Here is a 16,009-nt window from a genome sequence, read left to right on the forward strand (position 1 = left end):
GGCGACATGGAGATTCTCTGGTTCCTGATCGCGATGGCGCTGCTGGTCGGCATCCTCGTCCCCTTTGTCAACCGCCGCCGCCCGGGTCTCCAGCAGGTCGACCCCCGCTCCCCGGACGCGGCCAACCCGGACGACTACGGCTTTCTGCGCCAGGAGGAGCTGGACATCCGGCTGCCCGGCCCGGACCAGGATCTCCTCGATGTCCTCGATGTCGTCCAGCAGACCCGGAACTGGCAGGCGGCCTCCCAGCTGCTCGCGGGCACTCCGGCGGAGGGGGAGGTCCGCTGGCAGCGGGTGCAGGCCTTCGCCGGTGCCGCCTCGCTCGAACTCGCACAGAAGCCGGGCGTGGGCGGGGCCTGGCTGCGGACCTGGCGCGCGGAGGCCCCCAAGGACGCGGGCGGGGCGCAGGTGCACGCGGAGTTCCTGGTGCAGCAGGCCTGGCGGTCCTCGTCCGTCGGCGAGGACGACTTCCGGATCATCCTGGAGGAGGCCCGCGGGGTCTGCGAGGAGGCCGCGCTGCTGGCTCCGGGCGACCCCGTTCCGTACATCGTCGAACTGGCCGTCGCCCGCGGCCTCGGCTACCCCCACGACCGCTTCGACCAGGTGTGGGCGAAGGTGATCGACCGCGCGCCGGAGCACATGGGCGCGCATCTGGCGGCGCTGCACTACTGGTGCGAGAAGTGGCACGGCAGCCGGGAAGAGGCCGACCACTTCGCGACGACGGCCGCGGCCCGCGCGCCCCAGGGCTCGCTGCTGGCCGCGCTGCCCCTGTTCGCCGTCCATGAGCACATCCCGGACCTGGTCCTGGTGCAGGGCTTCTACCAGAGCGCGGTGGTCACGAAGGCCGTCGAGGGCGCGCTGTACGCGGTCCACTCGGCCCGCCCGGGCGACCCGATGCTGGCACACGTACGCCATCTGCTCATCGGCTTCCTCGTACGGTCCGAGCGGTGGGCCGAGGCGATGAACCAGCTCATCTGGGTGGACGGCCATGTGGGCGCCCTGCCGTGGACGCTGAGCGACGACCCGGCGGCGGAGTACACCGTGTACCGGAACCTGGCGGTGGCGGGTTACGAGGCGAACGGCGGCAGCCCGGCGACACTGCGGCGGTAGTGGGGCGGGGGCCCTGGACGACGGGTCCCCGGACGGGGGCCGGCTTCCCGGGGAGGATCCCCGGCGGAGGTGCGGGGCAGGGCGCGCTCCCCGGACCGGGCCGGGGCGGGGGCCCTTCGGAAGCTGTGCCCTGGTGACGGTTGCAGGAAAGCCCGGGCCCGGGCCCGGCCCCGAAGGAATGCCGGAAGCGCCCCGCGCGTTCCTCTATTACCGAGATACGTCTGAGGAGGAGCCCGCATGTTCCTGTCCCGCCGCGCCCCCGCCCTCCCCACCCCGGACGAAGCCCTCCCCGGCCGTCCCGCCCCCGCCTTCACCGTGCCCGAGCGCCACACGGTCCTGGGCAACCCGCTGCTGGGCCCGTACCCCGAGGGTCTGGAGATCGCGGACTTCGGCCTGGGCTGTTTCTGGGGCGCGGAGCGCACGTTCTGGCAGACCCCGGGTGTCTGGACCACCCTCGTCGGCTACCAGGGCGGCCACACCCCGAACCCCACCTACGAGGAAGCCTGCTCGGGCCTCACGGGCCACACCGAGGCCGTCCGCGTCGTCTTCGACCCGTCGGTGATCTCGTACGAGCGGCTCCTGAAGCTCTTCTGGGAGTCCCACGACCCCACCCAGGGCTTCCGCCAGGGCAATGACGTCGGCACCCAGTACCGCTCGGCGATCTACACCCACGCCCCCGCCCAGTCCGCCACGGCCACCGCCTCCCGCGAGGCGTACCAGCAGGTCCTGACGGCCTCGGGCTACGGCACGATCACCACGGAACTGCTCCCGGCGGAAGACCGCCCCTTCTACCCGGCTGAGGCATATCACCAGCAGTACCTGGACAAGAACCCCGCGGGGTACTGCGGGATCGGCGGGACGGGGGTCTCCTGTCCGATCGGCGTCGCTCCGGCTCCAGAGGTCCCGAACACGTAGGACAGCCCCCCTGCGTACCCCGATCCTGTTCCCTTCCGGGACCCGCCCTTCTGGAACTCCCGGTCATCCCAGGTAGGGGCGTTCCCGGTGATCAAGGAAGTGCTGGATGCGGAGACGCTGGGTGTGGTGCATGGGGATGTCGGCAAGATCGTCCGGGTGGATGAATCGCAGCTCGGTCGACTCGTCCGAGATCGTCAGTTCCCCGCCGGTGACCCGGGCGGTGAAGCAGACATTGAACTGTCGGCGCACCTCACCGTCCGAGTACGCGATCACATGGCGGGGGTCGGTGTAAATCCCGACCAGACCGGTGATCTCCACGGTGAGGCCCGTCTCCTCCCGGACCTCACGCACCGCCGTACCGGGCAGGGAGTCCGTCATCCCCATGCCGCCCCCGGGCAGTGCCCAGAGATCGTTGTCACGGCGGCGCTGGAGAAGGATGCGCCCCTCCTCGTCGGTGACGACCGCCGAGGCCGCGACGACGAGATGGTTGGGCTCCGGGGCGGCCGGATCGTCGTAGTACTCGGTACGGGCCATGGTCACTCCTCCTGGACGGGGGTTGCCGTCGCCCATACCGCGTCGAAGCTCTGGGTGTACGTGTCGAAGACTCCCCCGGCACTCTGACGGCGCAGATGCCAGACGGGGGCACCGTAGGCGTTCACCCCCCAGACATGGGCGTTGACCAGTAGCTGGTCATCAGCCCGGTAGAGGGAGTTGTAGAGCGTCGTCTCGTGAGTCCGGATCTCGATGCCGGGTACCCCGATCAGGGGCCGGCAGTGCATCAGCGCGAGCCGGCACCGGGACTCGATTCCGTGCCCGGTACGCGGCCTGCGTTGTGAGCGGGGCGGTGCCGGTTCGAGGTGGTCGGGTGCGAAGACCGGGTGCCCTCGGTCAGGTGCGGATCGGGTCGGATGCGGTGTCAGCCGGGCCATTCGCGTTCGAGGACGGCGTGGACGACGGAGTCGCGCCAGGCCCCGTTCTTGTGGATGTGCTCGCGGATGCGGCCCTCCTCGCGCATGCCCGCGCGGGTCATCGTGCGGGCGGAGATGTGGTTGTGGGGGGAGCGGGCTCCCCAGACGCGGTGGAGGTCCAGGTCCTCGAAGGCGAGGGCCAGCAGCAGCCGCACGGTCTCGGTTCCGTACCCGCTTCCCCAGATGTCGGGGGTGAGTGCGAAGCCGATGGTGGCTGCGCGCTGCTGGTGGGGGTCGAGTGCGAGGCGGGCGTACCCGATCAGCCGGTCGGCGTCGCGCGTGGTGACGGCGAGCCCGTACTCGGTGCGCGGCTCGGCGGTGGCCGAGGCGATGGAGCCCTCGACGATCGTCGTGACCTGTTCGGCCGTCCGTGGTGTGAACGAGAGGTGTTCGGTGGCCAGGGGGCTTCCGTAGATCGCCAGGACGTCGGCGATGTCCTCGGTGCGGATTTCACGCAGTGCGAGACGCTCGCTGGTGCGGCTGACCGGATGCATGGGCCGGAACTCTATCGGTCGGGGTCGGCGGGAGAGGGCGGGGCGGGAGGGCCTGCCCGTTCGGATCCCGGGCACGAACCCCGGTGCGCCTTCCGGCGCCGCTTCCGGCCCTCGGCCCTGTGCCCGGAATCGTGCTCCCTTGAGGCAACTCCCTCTCCCGGCGGGGCACATGGCGGTCATGGGGAGGGGGAGCCGTAGGGCGGGCGGCCTACAGTCGGGGCATGGACTGGATCGGGCGGGTCGGGAGGTTGCGGCAGTGGGCGCAGAACGGACAACGCGCGCCGCACAAGCCCCTGTTGATGCTGTACGCGCTGGGGCGGTTCCAGCGGGAGCCCGGGCGGGGGCTGCGGTTCTCGGAGGTCGAGCGGGAGTTGCAGGGGCTGTTGCAGGAGTACGGGCCGCCGCGGCGGACCTCGGCCGCGTATCCGTTCCATCATCTGGTGAGCGACGGGGTGTGGGAGGTCCGTACGGAGCGGGGGGCGGTCAGTCCGGGCACGGGGGTGCGGGCGCTGCGGGAGAGCGGGGCCGAGGGGCGGTTGGCGGAGGGGCTGAGGGAGGCGCTCGCGGACGATCCCGGGCTGCTGGGACGGATGGCCCATCTCCTGCTCGACCTGCACTTTCCGCCGTCGATCCACGCTGACATCGCCGCGGCCGTCGGGCTCGACCTGGAGCGCGGCTCGGGCCCTGGAGAGGGCTGGACCCACGCCGATGACATAGCCCGGGCTCAGGGTCAGGCTCGGGGGCAGACACGGGAGACGGGCCGGGTCCGGGCGAGATCGCGGGCGGGGGAGCTGCGGGGGGAGGTGCTGGTGGCGTACGAGTACCGGTGCGCGTTCTGCGGCTTCGACGGGGCGATCGGGCGGCTCCCGGTCGGGCTGGAGGCGGCGCATGTCCAGTGGTGGGCCTTCGACGGGCCCGACGAACTGTCCAACTGCCTGTGTCTGTGCTCCCTTCACCACAAGCTCTTCGACCGGGGGGTGCTGGGACTGGATACCGGGCGGCGGATCACCGTCTCGCGGGAGTTCGTCGGCCGCAGCGCGTCGGCGCGGAGCCATGTGTTCAGCCTCATCGGCCAGGAGCTGATCGGGCCGCAGAACGGCAGTGCCCGGGTCGCGTCCGAGCATGTCGGCTGGCACACCGCGCAGGTGTTCCGGGGCCAGGCACGCACGCCCGAGCCGGTGTGAGGAAGCGGGGATGTTGCCGGTGTTGGGGAGCGAGGGCGTTGCCGGCGTGAGGGAGCGGGGGTGCCTCCTCCCACGCGAGCCCCGCCGACGGCCTCGCGCGGGGGCCCGGGCTCCTACCCGCCCCGCGTACGGCCGCGGGCCCCGCCCCGCGTACGGCCCGGGCCCCGCGCCACGTACGGGCCGCGGGCCCGCCCCCGTACGCCCCGTCGATCGAGCGACCCCGTGCCATGACGGCCGCAGACCCGGATGATCCCGGGCCCGGGTGCCCCCGGCCGCAACCCCCGCGGCCGTCCCGGTCGCAGTCCCGGGCGACGCCGGCCGTCGTCCCCGGCTCCCCCTGTCCGGCGCAATCCGGGTGCGCGGCCGCGGCCGCCTGGCTAGCCTGGGCGCATGGGTCCGTACACGTACTACTTCTTTCTCTGATTCCGGGCGCGGACGCGGCGTAGAGCGGCTCCGCCCGCCGGGTGGGCGCATCGGCGCTCCGCCGTCGGGCGGGTGACTGAGCGCTCCGCCGCCGTCCGCCGTCGCCCGTACCGGCCGAACCCCTCCTCATCATCAGGGAAAGAACCATGCGCGAACGCGCCCAATTGACCATGAAGGACGTCTCCAAGGCGTACGGCACCCGCCCCGTCCTCGATCAGGTGTCGCTCACCGTCCGGCCCGGCGAACGCGCGGGAGTCATCGGTGAGAACGGCTCCGGGAAATCCACCCTCCTGCGGCTGATCGCCGGGGCCGACGCGCCCGACACCGGCGGGATCACCGTCAGCGCCCCCGGCGGGACCGGGCATCTCGCCCAGACGATCGCCGAGACCTTCGGGCTCGGGCCCGGTCACACCGTGCGTGACGCCATGGAGGCCGCGCTCGCCGGGCTGCGGGACCTGGAACGGCGGCTGCGCGAGGCCGAGAAGGACCTCGAAACCGACGCGGGCGAGGAGGCGCTCACCGCGTACGGGGATCTGCTCACCGCGTTCGAGGAGCGCGGCGGGTACGAGGCGGACGCCCGGGTCGACGCCGCGTTCCAGGCCCTCGGGCTGGCCCGGATCGGGCGGGAGCGCCGACTCGGCACGCTGTCGGGAGGCGAGCAGTCGCGGCTCGCGCTGGCGGGTGTGCTCTCCGCCGCGCCCGAGCTGCTGCTGCTCGACGAGCCGACGAACCATCTGGACCGTGAGGCCGTCGCGTGGCTGGAGGACCGGCTCAGGGAACACCGGGGCACGGTCGTCGCCGTCACCCACGACCGGGCGTTCCTGGAACGCGTCGCCACCACCATCCTGGAGGTGGACCGGGACACCCGCGCGGTGCACCGGTACGGCGACGGCTGGGAGGGCTACCGCACGGCCAAGGCCGCCGCCCGCCGCCGCCGGGAGCAGGAGCACCAGGAGTGGCTGGACGAGCTGGCCCGTACGGCGGAGCTGGTCGCGGCGGCCGGACAGCGGCTGGCGACGAGCGGGAAGGACCCCCGCCAGGGCTTCGGCAAGCACCGCCGCTCGCACGAGGCCAAGCTGTCCGGGCAGGTCCGGGCCGCCCGTGTGCGGCTGGAGCGGCTCCGGCGGGAGCCCGTGGCCGCGCCGCCCGAGCCGCTGCGGTTCCGGGCGCGGCCCGTTACCTCCGGCAGTACGGGACTCCTCGCCGAGCTGACGGACATCGCGGTGGGCGACCGGCTGCGGCTGGCCGGGCTCCGGGTGGAGTCGGGGTGGCGGCTGCTGGTGACCGGCCCGAACGGCGCGGGCAAGACGACGCTGTTGCGCGTCCTGGCCGGTGAACTGCGCCCGGACCGGGGCACGGTCCACCACCGGGAGCGGGTGCGGATCGGCTACCTCGCCCAGGAACTGGCGCCCTCCCCCGCGTCCGAGCCACTGCTCCACGCGTACGCGCGGGGGCGGCGCGGGCTGCCCGAGGAGTACGCGGACGAGCTGCTCGGGACGGGGCTGTTCCGGGAGGAGGACCTGACGGTCGCGGTCCCGGCGCTCTCGGTGGGGCAGCGGCGGCGGCTGGAGCTGGCCCGGCTGCTGGCCTCGCCAGCGGATCTGCTCGTCCTCGACGAGCCGACCAACCATGTGGCGCTGAGCCTGGTGGAGGAGCTGGAGGAGGCGCTGTCGTCGTTCCCGGGCGCGATCGTGGCGGTGTCGCACGACCGGAGGTTCCGGAGCGGTTTCGGGGGCGAACGGCTGGAACTGCGTTCCGGACGGCTCACGGCACCACCGCCGGAGACCGGCCCGGCACCACGGACAACACCGAACACAACACCGTCCACGACACCGCGAGCGGCGGCGAGCACGGCACCGGGGACAACTCCGCGGTCGGCGCCGCTGACCGCCTGACCTCACGGATCCGGCGCGAACGACGCTCGGACACGACCCGGACCCGGCCCGGACCCCGCTCGCACGCGGCCCGGACGCGGCGCCCTCGTGGCGAGATTGCGCCGTTAGGGTTTCCGGGTGGGAATCAGTGAGCGGCGGGCAGAGACGACGGTGACGGCGGACGCGCCGGAGCGCACGGAGGACGAGCGGGGGGCGGCACCCCGGTCGCGTCTCCCGCCGTGGCGCCTGCCGCTGTGGCGCGTACCGCTCGTCGCGACCGCCGCCGCCGTCCCGCTGTACGTCCTGTGGGCGGGCGGGCTCGCCACCGGCGGCGGCGATCTCGCGGCCCAGCTGGCGTGGACGGGTTTCACCGAGCAGCATCCGTCGTCCGCGTACAACCTCTCCTGGTACGGCGGTATGCACACCGCCAACTACAGTGTGCTGGCCCCGCCGCTGATGGCCGCGTTCGGTGTACGGGCGGTGTCGGTCGCCGCCGGGCTCCTCGCGACCTGGGCGCTGGCCCGGCTCGTCGTCCGCAGCGGGGTGACGCGTCCGCTGTGGCCCGCGATCGCCGGGACGGGAGTGCTCTGGGCGAACATCGCGTCCGGGCGCACGACCTTCGCGCTGGGTGTCGCGATCGCGCTGCTCGCGCTGCTGTACGCCCGCAGACCGGTGCTCGCGGGGGGGTGCGCGGCGCTCGCGACGCTGGCCAGCCCGGTCGCCGGGCTCTTCCTGGTGGTCGCGGGAGCCGCGTATCTGCTGGACCGGCGGTGGCGTCCGGCGGTGGCGCTGGTGGTGCCCCCGGCCCTCGTGGTGGCGACGACGACGGTGCTCTTCCCCTTCGAGGGCGAGATGCCGATGCAGACGGAGAAGCTCTGGCTGCCGCTCGTCGTCTCGGCGGCGGTGGCGCTCACCGCGCCGCGCGCATGGCGCCTGGTGCGGTACGGGGCCCTGGTGTACGGGCTCGGAGTCGTCCTGACCTACCTCATCCCCTCGCCGATCGGGCGGAACGTGGAGCGTCTGGCGGGACTCGCGGGACCGCCCGTGCTGCTCGCGGCGGTGGTGACGGCGGTGAGCGCCGCGGGCGGGGTGGCGGCCTTCCTCCGCGCCGGGAGCGGTACGGGCCCCCGCCCCACCGGCGCAGGTTCCACAGAGGCAGGTTCCTCCGGCGCCGGCGCCCCGACGGCCCCGGCCGGTCGCGGTGGGCGGGCCCGGACCCTGGCGCTGCGGTTCGCGCTTGTCGCCGCCCTCGCCGTCAACACCAACTGGCTGATCGACAAGACCGAGGACGATCTCGCCGTCTCCAACACCGTCCCCCCCTGGGCCGCGAACACCGACGGCGTCGTACGGGAGCTGAATCGGCTCGGCGCGGACCGTACGCGCGTCGAGGTGGTCCCCGCCCGCAACCACCGCGAGGCGGCCGTACTCGCCCCGCACATCAACATGGCGCGCGGCTGGAACCGCCAGCTCGACGTGGAGCGGGGGCGCCTGTTCTACGACGGGTCGCTGAGTCCCCGGACCTACCGTGCCTGGCTGGACCACTGGGCGGTCGGCTATGTCGTCCTGCACCACGGCCGGCCGGACGGCCCGGCCCTGGACGAGGCCGCGATCGTACGGAGTGAACCGCCGTGGCTGGAGCGCGTCTGGCGGGACGACGGCTGGACCGTCTACCGCGTACGGGACGCGGTGCCCCTGGTCTCCTCCCCGGCGACGGTGGTCCGCGCCGACGCCGCCGAACTGGTCGTCCGTATGCCCGCGGCGGGCTCGGTGACGGTACGGGTCGCCCACTCCCCCTGGCTCCGCGCCGACGGTGCCTGCCTCCGCCCCGACGGCGAGTGGACCCGGCTGACGGTGGACCGCCCCGGCGACTACACTCTGGCCTCCCCGTACCGCTTCCCGCGCGCGGGCTGCTGAAGCTGGCTGCTGACGGATGGCCGCCTCGCTCCGGCTCAGGGCCGTCCGACGGCGGTTCGGCACCCTCCGGCCCGGGCCACGCGGATGCCGGTACGGGCACGGGCACGGCTTCTCGTACGGGCCGGGCGCCCGGCCGGGAGCATCCGAGGCAGCCCCGGGGAAGACGAGAAGCGCGGTGCCCCGGGAGGGACACCGCGCTTTCCGAGTGGGACCGGCCCGGGCCAAGGGCCGAGGACCGCAGACCGAGGACCGCAGCCCAAGGGCCGCAGGCCGCGGGCCGCGGGCCGCGGGCCGCGGGCCAAGGTCGCCCAGGCCCGGGGACCGCGGCGGCTCAGACCGCCGAACCGGCCTTCCAGTCGGCCCAGTTCATGTTCCAGCCGTTCAGCCCGTTGTCGGGCTTGATGGTCTTGTCCTTGGAGTTCTTCACGATGACGACATCGCCGATCATCGAGTTGTCGTAGAACCAGGCGCCCGGCTTGTTGGGATTGTTGGCTCCCTGCGAGTCCTCCAGACCGACACAGCCGTGGCTGGTGTTGGAGTTGCCGAAGACCCCGCGGCCGCCCCAGTAGTTGCCGTGGATGAACGTGCCCGACGTGGACAGCCGCATCGCGTGCGGGACGTCCTTGATGTCGTACTCGCCCTTGCCGTCGGAGTCCGTGAAGCCGACCGTCGCGCCGTTCATCCGGGTCTCCTTGAACTTCTCGGAGATCACCATCTGCCCGTTGTACGTCGGTGTGGAGGGCGCGCCCGCGGAGATCGGGATGGTCCTGACCGTCTTGCCGTCCTGCGTGACCGTCATCGTCTTGGACCGGGCGTCGACGGTGGAGACCTGGTTGCGGCCGATCTTGAAGGTCACCGTCTTCTGCTGGACGCCGAAGACGCCGCTGGAGCCCTCGACCCCGTCCAGCGCGAGCTTCATGGTGACGGTGGAGCCCTCCTGCCAGTACTGATCCGGCCGGAAGTCCAGGCGCTGGGAGTTGAACCAGTGGCCGACGACCTCCTGGCCGCTGCTGGACGACACCGTGATGCCGCTCTGCACGGCCTTCTTGTCGGTGATCGGCTTGTTGAAGTTGATCGAGACCGGCATGCCGACGCCGACGGTGGAGCCGTCCTCCGGTGTGAAGTTGCCGATGAAGCTGTTGCCCGGTGAGACCGTGGTGAAGGAGGAGTTCTCGTGGGCCACCAGGCCCTTGGCGTCCTTCGCGGTGGCGCTGACCTTGTACGAGGTGGAGCGCTCCAGCGCCTTCGCCGGGGTCCAGCTCTTGCCGTCCGCGGCCAGTTTGCCCTCGACGGGCTGGCCGTCGGAGGTGGTCAGGGTGACTTCGGTGAGCGTACCCGCGGTGACGGTGACCTTGGCGTTGTTGATGCTCGCGTTGTTCGTGCCGGTCTTGGGCTCAATGGCTATTCGGGCCTCGGAGACCTTCTTCGCCGCCGCCTCGTCGACCTGCGCCTGCGACGACTTCTTCGAGCTGTCGGCGGCGTCGCCGCCCTTGTCCCCACCGTCACTACAGGCCGACAGCACCAATGCGCCGCCGAGCACAGCGGACGCGACCATGAGGCCCCTGCGCCGCTTGCTGTCCGTCATCACACGCTTCTCCATCGTCGCCGAGTCCCCTGGCCGAACTACCGAACCATTGGGGACAACATCTATCTCGGGGTACCCGGTTCCACATCCTTCGCAGAATGTGGCGAATACCACTCGCCGTTCCCTGGCCTTCCGGCCGCCGTACGTCCCACGCGTCCCCGGTTGTCCGGTTTCACCGTGACCGCCGTACGGCTCGTTCCGGCCGGCCCCCTCCCTCGTCCCGACATCCTGCTGGCCGGGGTCCCGATCCTGCCGGTCGGGGTCCCGATCGACTTCACCGAGGTCCCGATCGACCGCGTCGGGGCCGCCTGCGTACCGATCTTCAGGAGTGATTCCACCGCCAACCGTACATACCGTGATGACTCAGCAGCGGTCATATGCCGGAGGTCAGGGCCCTGGGCTGCCCGGCTTTCCCGGGAGCCACCCCGTTCACTAGCATCAGCCGACGCCCAAGTCCAAGAGTTGTCAAGGGAGATCGAGTTCGTGTCCTTCGCACGCCGCCCGCTACTGACCGCCGCAGCAGCGGGGTCTCTGCTCTGTGCGCTGTGGTTCGTTCCGTCGGCGAACGCCACGGCCGAACACGGGGACAACGGCAGACAGCGCGCCTCCGCCGGGGCCCAGGGCGAGGACTCCCCGGATCTGCGGCTCGCCGCCACGGGCAGCTTCGACACCACCCCGTATCTGATCGGCGGGACGGCGTTCCTCGGCGTCGGGGTGGGGTTCGTGGCCTATGCGACGCGGCGGCGGGGACCCGTCCGGACCTGAGCCCCCGCCCGGCCCGGCACGACTCCGGGCCCGTGAAACCCGCGGTCCGGGTCAGGTGCCGTGTCCATGAGCAGCCGGAGCCCGTGAACAGCCGGCCCCGTGTACGACCCGCGTCCGTGTACGGCCCGCGTCCGCGAACAGCCCGCGTCCGTGCGCGCCCGGCGCGCTCAGGCGAGGGGGCCGGTCACCCGCTCCACCGCCGCGATGAGCCTCCCCTCCCGTACGAACGCGTCCACCGCCTCCAGCTCGGGCGCGAGGTAGCGGTCGGGCCCCGGTCCGCCCACCCCGGCGGCGCGCAGTGCGTCGACGGCCGCGCGTGAGGCGGGCGCGGGGGTGAGACCGTGCCGCAGCTCGATCGCCCGGGTCGCCGCGTACAGCTCGACCGCGAGGATGCGGCCGAGCGCGGCGACCGAGGTACGGAGCTTGCGGGCGGCCGACCAGCCCATCGACACATGGTCCTCCTGCATCGCGGAGGACGGGATCGAGTCGGCGGACGCCGGGACCGCGAGCCGCTTCATCTCGCCGACCAGGGCGGCCTGGGTGTACTGGGCGATCATCAGGCCCGAGTCCACCCCCGGGTCGCCGGCGAGGAAGGGCGGGAGGCCGTGGCTGCGGTTCCGGTCGAGGAGCCGGTCGGTGCGGCGCTCGGCGATGGAGCCGAGGTCGGCGGCGACCACGGCGAGGAAGTCGAGGACGTAGGCGACGGGCGCGCCGTGGAAGTTGCCGTTGGACTCCACCCGGCCCTCGTCCGGCAGGACGACGGGGTTGTCGACGGCCGAGGCCAGTTCGCGGTCGGCGACCAGACGGGCGTGCGCGAGGGTGTCCCGGCCCGCGCCCGCGACCTGGGGGGCGCAGCGCACGGAGTACGCGTCCTGGACGCGCGGGGCCTCGTCCTGCTGGAAGTGCCCGGTGAGCCCGGACCCCTTGAGCACGGCCCGCATATTGGCGGCGGAGGCGCCCTGCCCGGGGTGGGGGCGGATGGCGTGCAGCTCGGGGGCGAGGACCTTGTCGGTGCCGAGGAGCGCTTCGAGCGAGAGCGCTGCGGTGATGTCGGCGCTGGTGTAGAGGCGCTGGAGGTCGTCGATGGCCATGAGGAGCATGCCGAGCATGCCGTCGGTGCCGTTGAGGAGCGCCAGGCCCTCCTTCTCACGCAGTTCGACGGGGGTGAGCCCGTGCTCCGCGAGCAGTTCGGCCGCGGGCCGGACCCGGCCGTCCGGACCCTCGGCGTCGCCCTCGCCCAGGAGGGTCAGGGCGCAGTGGGACAGCGGTGCGAGATCTCCGGAGCAGCCGAGGGAGCCGTACTCGTGGACGACGGGGGTGATCCCGGCGTTCAGTACGCCGGCCATGGCCCGGGCGACCTCGGGGCGTACGCCGGTGTGCCCCGAGCAGAGGGTCTTCAGCCGCAGGAACATCAGCGCGCGTACGACCTCCCGCTCGACGTGCGGGCCCATGCCGGCGGCGTGCGAGCGCACGATATTGCGCTGGAGCCTGCCCCGGAGGTCCTGGCCGATGTGCCGGGTCGCGAGCGCGCCGAACCCGGTGGAGACGCCGTACACGGGCTCGGGCTTGGCGGCCAGCGCGTCCACGACGGCCCGGGCGGCGGCGAGGGCGTCCAGGGCGGCGGCGGAGATCTCCACCCGGGCGCCTCCGCGGGCCACGGCGATGACCTCGGCCGCGGTGACACCGGACGTACCCACCACGACTGTCTGCATATGCATATTCAGCAGCGTACGGACTGAATTGCGATACGTCACCAGTGGTGGCCGGGTTGGCTCCTTACCGGAACGCGGGCGGGGGCGCCGGGCCCGGAGGGACCCGGGAGGACCGGGGCAGGTGTCTGACATCGGGCATCCGGCATCGGGCAACCGGCATCCGGCATCGGGCATCGGGCGCGGGTGGGTCAGCGGGTCAGCGGGTCAGCGGGTCAGGGTTCGCTCCACGGCTCCTCGGCGTCCTGCGGCGATACGCCCCGGAACCGGCGCCGCTCCTGCGGCTGCGGGCGCGGCGGGGTGTCCGCGAGGCGGAGTACGGTGCCGTCCCGGCCCGCGACCACCGGCTCGGGCGAGCGGGCGGCCTTGGCCCGGTACTGGGCCGCGTCCGCGAGCCGGAAAAGCCTGCGGGCGCTTCCGATCCGCCCGATCGGGTCCCCGGTCGAGGCGACCCCGCACGCCACGCCCTCCCCCAGCTCCAGTTCGGCCGCGCGTACGCAGACCTCACCGGCGACCCGGACCACCTCGTCGGACGACGGCCCCACACAGAGAAGGCAGAACTCGTCCCCGCCGAGGCGGGCGGAGAGCGCGTCCGAGAGCATCGCGCCGCAGAGGGACAGCACCGAGCCGAAGCGCTCCAGCAGCCGGTCGCCGACCGCGTGGCCGTGGGTGTCGTTCACCCGCTTCAGCCCGTTGAGATCGCAGACGACCAGACTGACGACGACACCGTCCTCACGGTGGCGCTCCAGGGCCTCGTCGAGCCGTATGTCGACGGCCCGCCGGTTCGCGAGGCCCGTGAGCGGGTCCGTGAACGCCAGTCTGCGGACCTCCTCCAGCCGCTCGGTCTGCGCGATCCCCGCGGCGACGACGGACGCGAGTACGGTCGCGAAGTCGGCCTCGTCCCGGTCGAAGACGGGCGCACCGAGCGGGCGCGCGACATACAGCTCACCCCAGGCGCGCCCGTGCAGCACGATCGGCGCCACGACGCAGCACCCCCGCTGCCGCCGCCGCAGGGCCGCGGCCCGCCCCTCGGCCCCGCCGGGTACGGGCGGCACGGAGGGGTGACGGTAACCGCGGGGTGCCGTGGTGTGCGGCCCGTACTCCGGAACCACCGACCCCCGCCCGGCCTCCTCCCACGGAGTCCCGGCCGAGGGGCGCTGCCCGGCCCCGGGAGCCCCGGCGGCGGGCCCGGTGCGCCCGGCCCCGGGCGGCCGTCCGGCCTCGGAAGACCCGGCCCCGGCAACCTCGGCGACCCCGTGACCCGCCTCCGCTTCAAGGGGCCCGGCGCCCCGATGGCGTACCCCGGCCGCCGGAGCATCAGGGGCGCGGAGACCCGGTTCGGCGGGCGGCCCCGACCCCGACCCCACGGGCGTACGGGACACGGCCTCCGCGCCCGGCACCCCGGCGTCGGACGACGCGGGCGACGCGGGCGACCCGGGCGGCTCCGGCGGGAGGTCGGCGGTCTCCACCCAGGCTTCCGGTTCGCCGCCGCCCGCCCAGCGTTCGTGGAGGAACTCCGTGATCTCCGGGAAGCGGTTGACCGGATACGTCTCCGACTCGGGGAACTCCTCCTCGTCCGGAGCCCGCTGCCCCGCGTTCACCAGCACCCTGAGGCGGCCCAGCTCCCTCTCCCACACGGACAGCGCGGCGAACGACCCGAGGAGCGCGGTGCGGGCACCCTCGGCCGCCGCGCGCCAGAAGTCGCGCGGGGTCTGCGCTGCCGCCATCGCCTGCGCCAGCGCCACTACGGCCCGCAATCGCCGATCCTCAGCCATCACCCCAGCTTAGGAGGGTTTCCACGGTTTTGATCGGTTGAACAGAGCCGGGTCATATTGACGGTGAGTGATGTCATATGCGTATGGCATGAGCTGAACGAAGCGCGCGCGGGCGCCCCGGATGTTCGGCTCGGCGCTCGTCAGGGACGTTCGTCCCGCGCTCGTCCCGCTCTCGTCCGGGCGCTTGTCCGGGCACCCGGCCCAGGTACTCCTCCCGGAGGTTTCACCCCTCGCCGCAGGCGGCCGTGCCGAGTGCGCGCGGGTGCCGGGCGCGCGCAGGTTACGGGCGCGCGCAGGTGCCGGGCCGCCTCCCACTCCGGCGCCATCCGCCCGCCGGTCCGTCACTCGCCCGGCCACACCGGCTTCCGCTTCTCGTTGAACGCGGCCACCCCCTCCGCGCGGTCACCGGAGAAGGCGACCGACCGCCAGGCCGCGTCCTCCACCTCCAGACCGGCGCGGAAGTCGAGCCCCTGCCCCAGCCGCAGCGCGCGCTTGGCGGCGCGCAGGCCCACCGGGGAGTTCGCCGCGATCCGGCCGGCGAGGGCGAGAGCCTCGGTACGGGCGTCCTCGGCGAGCAGATCGACGAGCCCCAGCTCCCGCGCCTCCTGCGCCGCCACCCGGCGGGCCGTGAAGACCAGTTCGGCGGCGCGCGCGGCCCCGACCCTGCGGGGCAGGAGCTGAGTACCGCCACCGCCGGGGATGACACCGACGGAGACCTCCGGCAGCCCGACCACGGCGGTGGCGTCGGCCACGATGACATCGCAGGAGAGCGCCAGCTCGTAACCCCCGCCGAGCGCGTACCCGTGCACGGCGGCGACGGTGGGCATGGGCAGCTCCAGCACCCCGGTGTACGCGGCCCTCGACGTGGGCCGCTGGCGCACCAGCTCGGCGTCGCTGAGGGAGTTGCGCTCCTTCAGGTCGGCTCCGACGCAGAAGGCGCGATCGTTCGAGGAGGTCAGCACGGTGACGCGGACGTCCCGGTCGGCGGCGAGCGCGTCACACGCGGCGGCGATGGAGCGCCCCATCTGCGTGGAGACGGCGTTCATGGCCTGGGGCCGGTCGAGGACGAGTTCGGCGACATGGGCGTCTGTGCGGACGAGGACGAACTCGCCGAAGCGCTGCTCGGACATCTGGGCACCCTCCCGGTTAACGATGGTTCACCGGATCATAGGCGCTCCCCCACGGGCCCCACCGTGCGGGAGCAGCCCCCGCGCCCCAAGGCCACCCGCCCCGCGGAAGGCCTCCGGCCGGTGCGCCCCGCGCTCATGAACGGCGTACGCGGGGAAGGCCCCG

General features: G+C 73.1%; 12 protein-coding genes and 1 pseudogene. 6 read left to right on the top strand and 7 right to left on the bottom strand.

The features are described 5' to 3' along the window. The first annotated feature begins 6 nt into the window (after positions 1-6). Positions 7-1,110 (top strand): hypothetical protein, encoded by a 1,104-nt coding sequence (locus ACIBCM_RS20495; protein ID WP_399245129.1) that lies wholly within the window; start codon positions 7-9, stop codon positions 1,108-1,110. Between the two features lie 237 nt (positions 1,111-1,347). After that, a complete protein-coding gene (gene msrA, locus ACIBCM_RS20500) occupies positions 1,348-2,025 on the top strand; it encodes a peptide-methionine (S)-S-oxide reductase MsrA (protein WP_399245131.1) in 678 nt (225 codons plus the stop codon). Between the two features lie 63 nt (positions 2,026-2,088). On the opposite strand, the gene ACIBCM_RS20505 is transcribed toward msrA, so the two are convergent. The 3 genes and pseudogenes from ACIBCM_RS20505 to ACIBCM_RS20515 all read right to left on the bottom strand — a co-directional run bounded on the left by ACIBCM_RS20505 (position 2,089) and on the right by ACIBCM_RS20515 (position 3,487). Continuing rightward, positions 2,089-2,559 (bottom strand): NUDIX domain-containing protein, encoded by a 471-nt coding sequence (locus ACIBCM_RS20505; RefSeq protein ID WP_399245133.1) that lies wholly within the window; start codon positions 2,557-2,559, stop codon positions 2,089-2,091. 2 nt (positions 2,560-2,561) lie between these two features. Further along, positions 2,562-2,846 (bottom strand): annotated as a pseudogene (locus tag ACIBCM_RS20510) (XRE family transcriptional regulator); the annotation flags it as partial. A gap of 95 nt (positions 2,847-2,941) precedes the next feature. After that, positions 2,942-3,487, bottom strand: a complete 546-nt coding sequence (locus ACIBCM_RS20515) for a GNAT family N-acetyltransferase (RefSeq protein ID WP_399245135.1) — start codon at positions 3,485-3,487, stop codon at positions 2,942-2,944. Between the two features lie 221 nt (positions 3,488-3,708). Here ACIBCM_RS20515 and ACIBCM_RS20520 point away from each other — a divergent pair, with 221 nt between their 5' ends. The 3 genes from ACIBCM_RS20520 to ACIBCM_RS20530 all read left to right on the top strand — a co-directional run bounded on the left by ACIBCM_RS20520 (position 3,709) and on the right by ACIBCM_RS20530 (position 8,882). After that, positions 3,709-4,671, top strand: coding sequence for a phosphorothioated DNA-binding restriction endonuclease (locus ACIBCM_RS20520; protein ID WP_399245137.1), 963 nt, complete (start codon positions 3,709-3,711; stop codon positions 4,669-4,671). 569 nt (positions 4,672-5,240) lie between these two features. Then, a complete protein-coding gene (abc-f, locus tag ACIBCM_RS20525; protein ID WP_399245139.1) occupies positions 5,241-6,989 on the top strand; it encodes a ribosomal protection-like ABC-F family protein in 1,749 nt (582 codons plus the stop codon). Positions 6,990-7,220: 231 nt separating this feature from the next. Then, positions 7,221-8,882, top strand: coding sequence for a glycosyltransferase family 87 protein (locus ACIBCM_RS20530; RefSeq protein WP_399245354.1), 1,662 nt, complete (start codon positions 7,221-7,223; stop codon positions 8,880-8,882). A 331-nt stretch (positions 8,883-9,213) separates the two neighbouring features. Here the strand turns inward: ACIBCM_RS20530 and ACIBCM_RS20535 are convergent, their stop codons facing one another. Beyond that, on the bottom strand, positions 9,214-10,482 hold the full coding sequence (locus ACIBCM_RS20535; RefSeq protein WP_399245141.1) for an Ig-like domain-containing protein: 1,269 nt from the start codon (positions 10,480-10,482) through the stop codon (positions 9,214-9,216). Between the two features lie 468 nt (positions 10,483-10,950). On the opposite strand from ACIBCM_RS20535, the gene ACIBCM_RS20540 reads away from it, so the two are divergent. Further along, positions 10,951-11,232 (top strand): hypothetical protein, encoded by a 282-nt coding sequence (locus ACIBCM_RS20540; protein ID WP_399245143.1) that lies wholly within the window; start codon positions 10,951-10,953, stop codon positions 11,230-11,232. A gap of 167 nt (positions 11,233-11,399) precedes the next feature. Here ACIBCM_RS20540 and hutH read toward each other — a convergent pair whose 3' ends face one another. The 3 genes from hutH to ACIBCM_RS20555 all read right to left on the bottom strand — a co-directional run bounded on the left by hutH (position 11,400) and on the right by ACIBCM_RS20555 (position 15,846). After that, positions 11,400-12,944 carry a histidine ammonia-lyase gene (gene hutH / locus ACIBCM_RS20545; RefSeq protein ID WP_399245356.1) on the bottom strand — a complete coding sequence of 515 codons (1,545 nt, stop codon included), beginning with the start codon at positions 12,942-12,944 and terminating at the stop codon, positions 11,400-11,402. A 212-nt stretch (positions 12,945-13,156) separates the two neighbouring features. Beyond that, positions 13,157-14,716, bottom strand: coding sequence for a diguanylate cyclase domain-containing protein (locus ACIBCM_RS20550; protein ID WP_399245145.1), 1,560 nt, complete (start codon positions 14,714-14,716; stop codon positions 13,157-13,159). 341 nt (positions 14,717-15,057) lie between these two features. Beyond that, on the bottom strand, positions 15,058-15,846 hold the full coding sequence (locus tag ACIBCM_RS20555) for an enoyl-CoA hydratase/isomerase family protein (RefSeq protein WP_399245147.1): 789 nt from the start codon (positions 15,844-15,846) through the stop codon (positions 15,058-15,060). Positions 15,847-16,009: the final 163 nt, after the last annotated feature.

It is taken from the genome of Streptomyces sp. NPDC051018 (genome assembly GCF_044456085.1).
In the GTDB taxonomy this organism is placed as follows: domain Bacteria; phylum Actinomycetota; class Actinomycetes; order Streptomycetales; family Streptomycetaceae; genus Streptomyces.

Excerpts from the sequence above, each read along its gene's own strand:
- ACIBCM_RS20535 (WP_399245141.1), bottom strand. The coding sequence starts at position 10,482 with ATGGAGAAGCGTGTGATGACGGACAGCAAGCGGCGCAGGGGCCTCATG.
- abc-f (WP_399245139.1), top strand. The coding sequence starts at position 5,241 with ATGCGCGAACGCGCCCAATTGACCATGAAGGACGTCTCCAAGGCGTAC.
- hutH (WP_399245356.1), bottom strand. The coding sequence starts at position 12,944 with ATGCAGACAGTCGTGGTGGGTACGTCCGGTGTCACCGCGGCCGAGGTC.
- msrA (WP_399245131.1), top strand. The coding sequence starts at position 1,348 with ATGTTCCTGTCCCGCCGCGCCCCCGCCCTCCCCACCCCGGACGAAGCC.
- ACIBCM_RS20495 (WP_399245129.1), top strand. The coding sequence starts at position 7 with ATGGAGATTCTCTGGTTCCTGATCGCGATGGCGCTGCTGGTCGGCATC.
- ACIBCM_RS20515 (WP_399245135.1), bottom strand. The coding sequence starts at position 3,487 with ATGCATCCGGTCAGCCGCACCAGCGAGCGTCTCGCACTGCGTGAAATC.
- ACIBCM_RS20505 (WP_399245133.1), bottom strand. The coding sequence starts at position 2,559 with ATGGCCCGTACCGAGTACTACGACGATCCGGCCGCCCCGGAGCCCAAC.
- ACIBCM_RS20550 (WP_399245145.1), bottom strand. The coding sequence starts at position 14,716 with ATGGCTGAGGATCGGCGATTGCGGGCCGTAGTGGCGCTGGCGCAGGCG.
- ACIBCM_RS20520 (WP_399245137.1), top strand. The coding sequence starts at position 3,709 with ATGGACTGGATCGGGCGGGTCGGGAGGTTGCGGCAGTGGGCGCAGAAC.
- ACIBCM_RS20555 (WP_399245147.1), bottom strand. The coding sequence starts at position 15,846 with ATGTCCGAGCAGCGCTTCGGCGAGTTCGTCCTCGTCCGCACAGACGCC.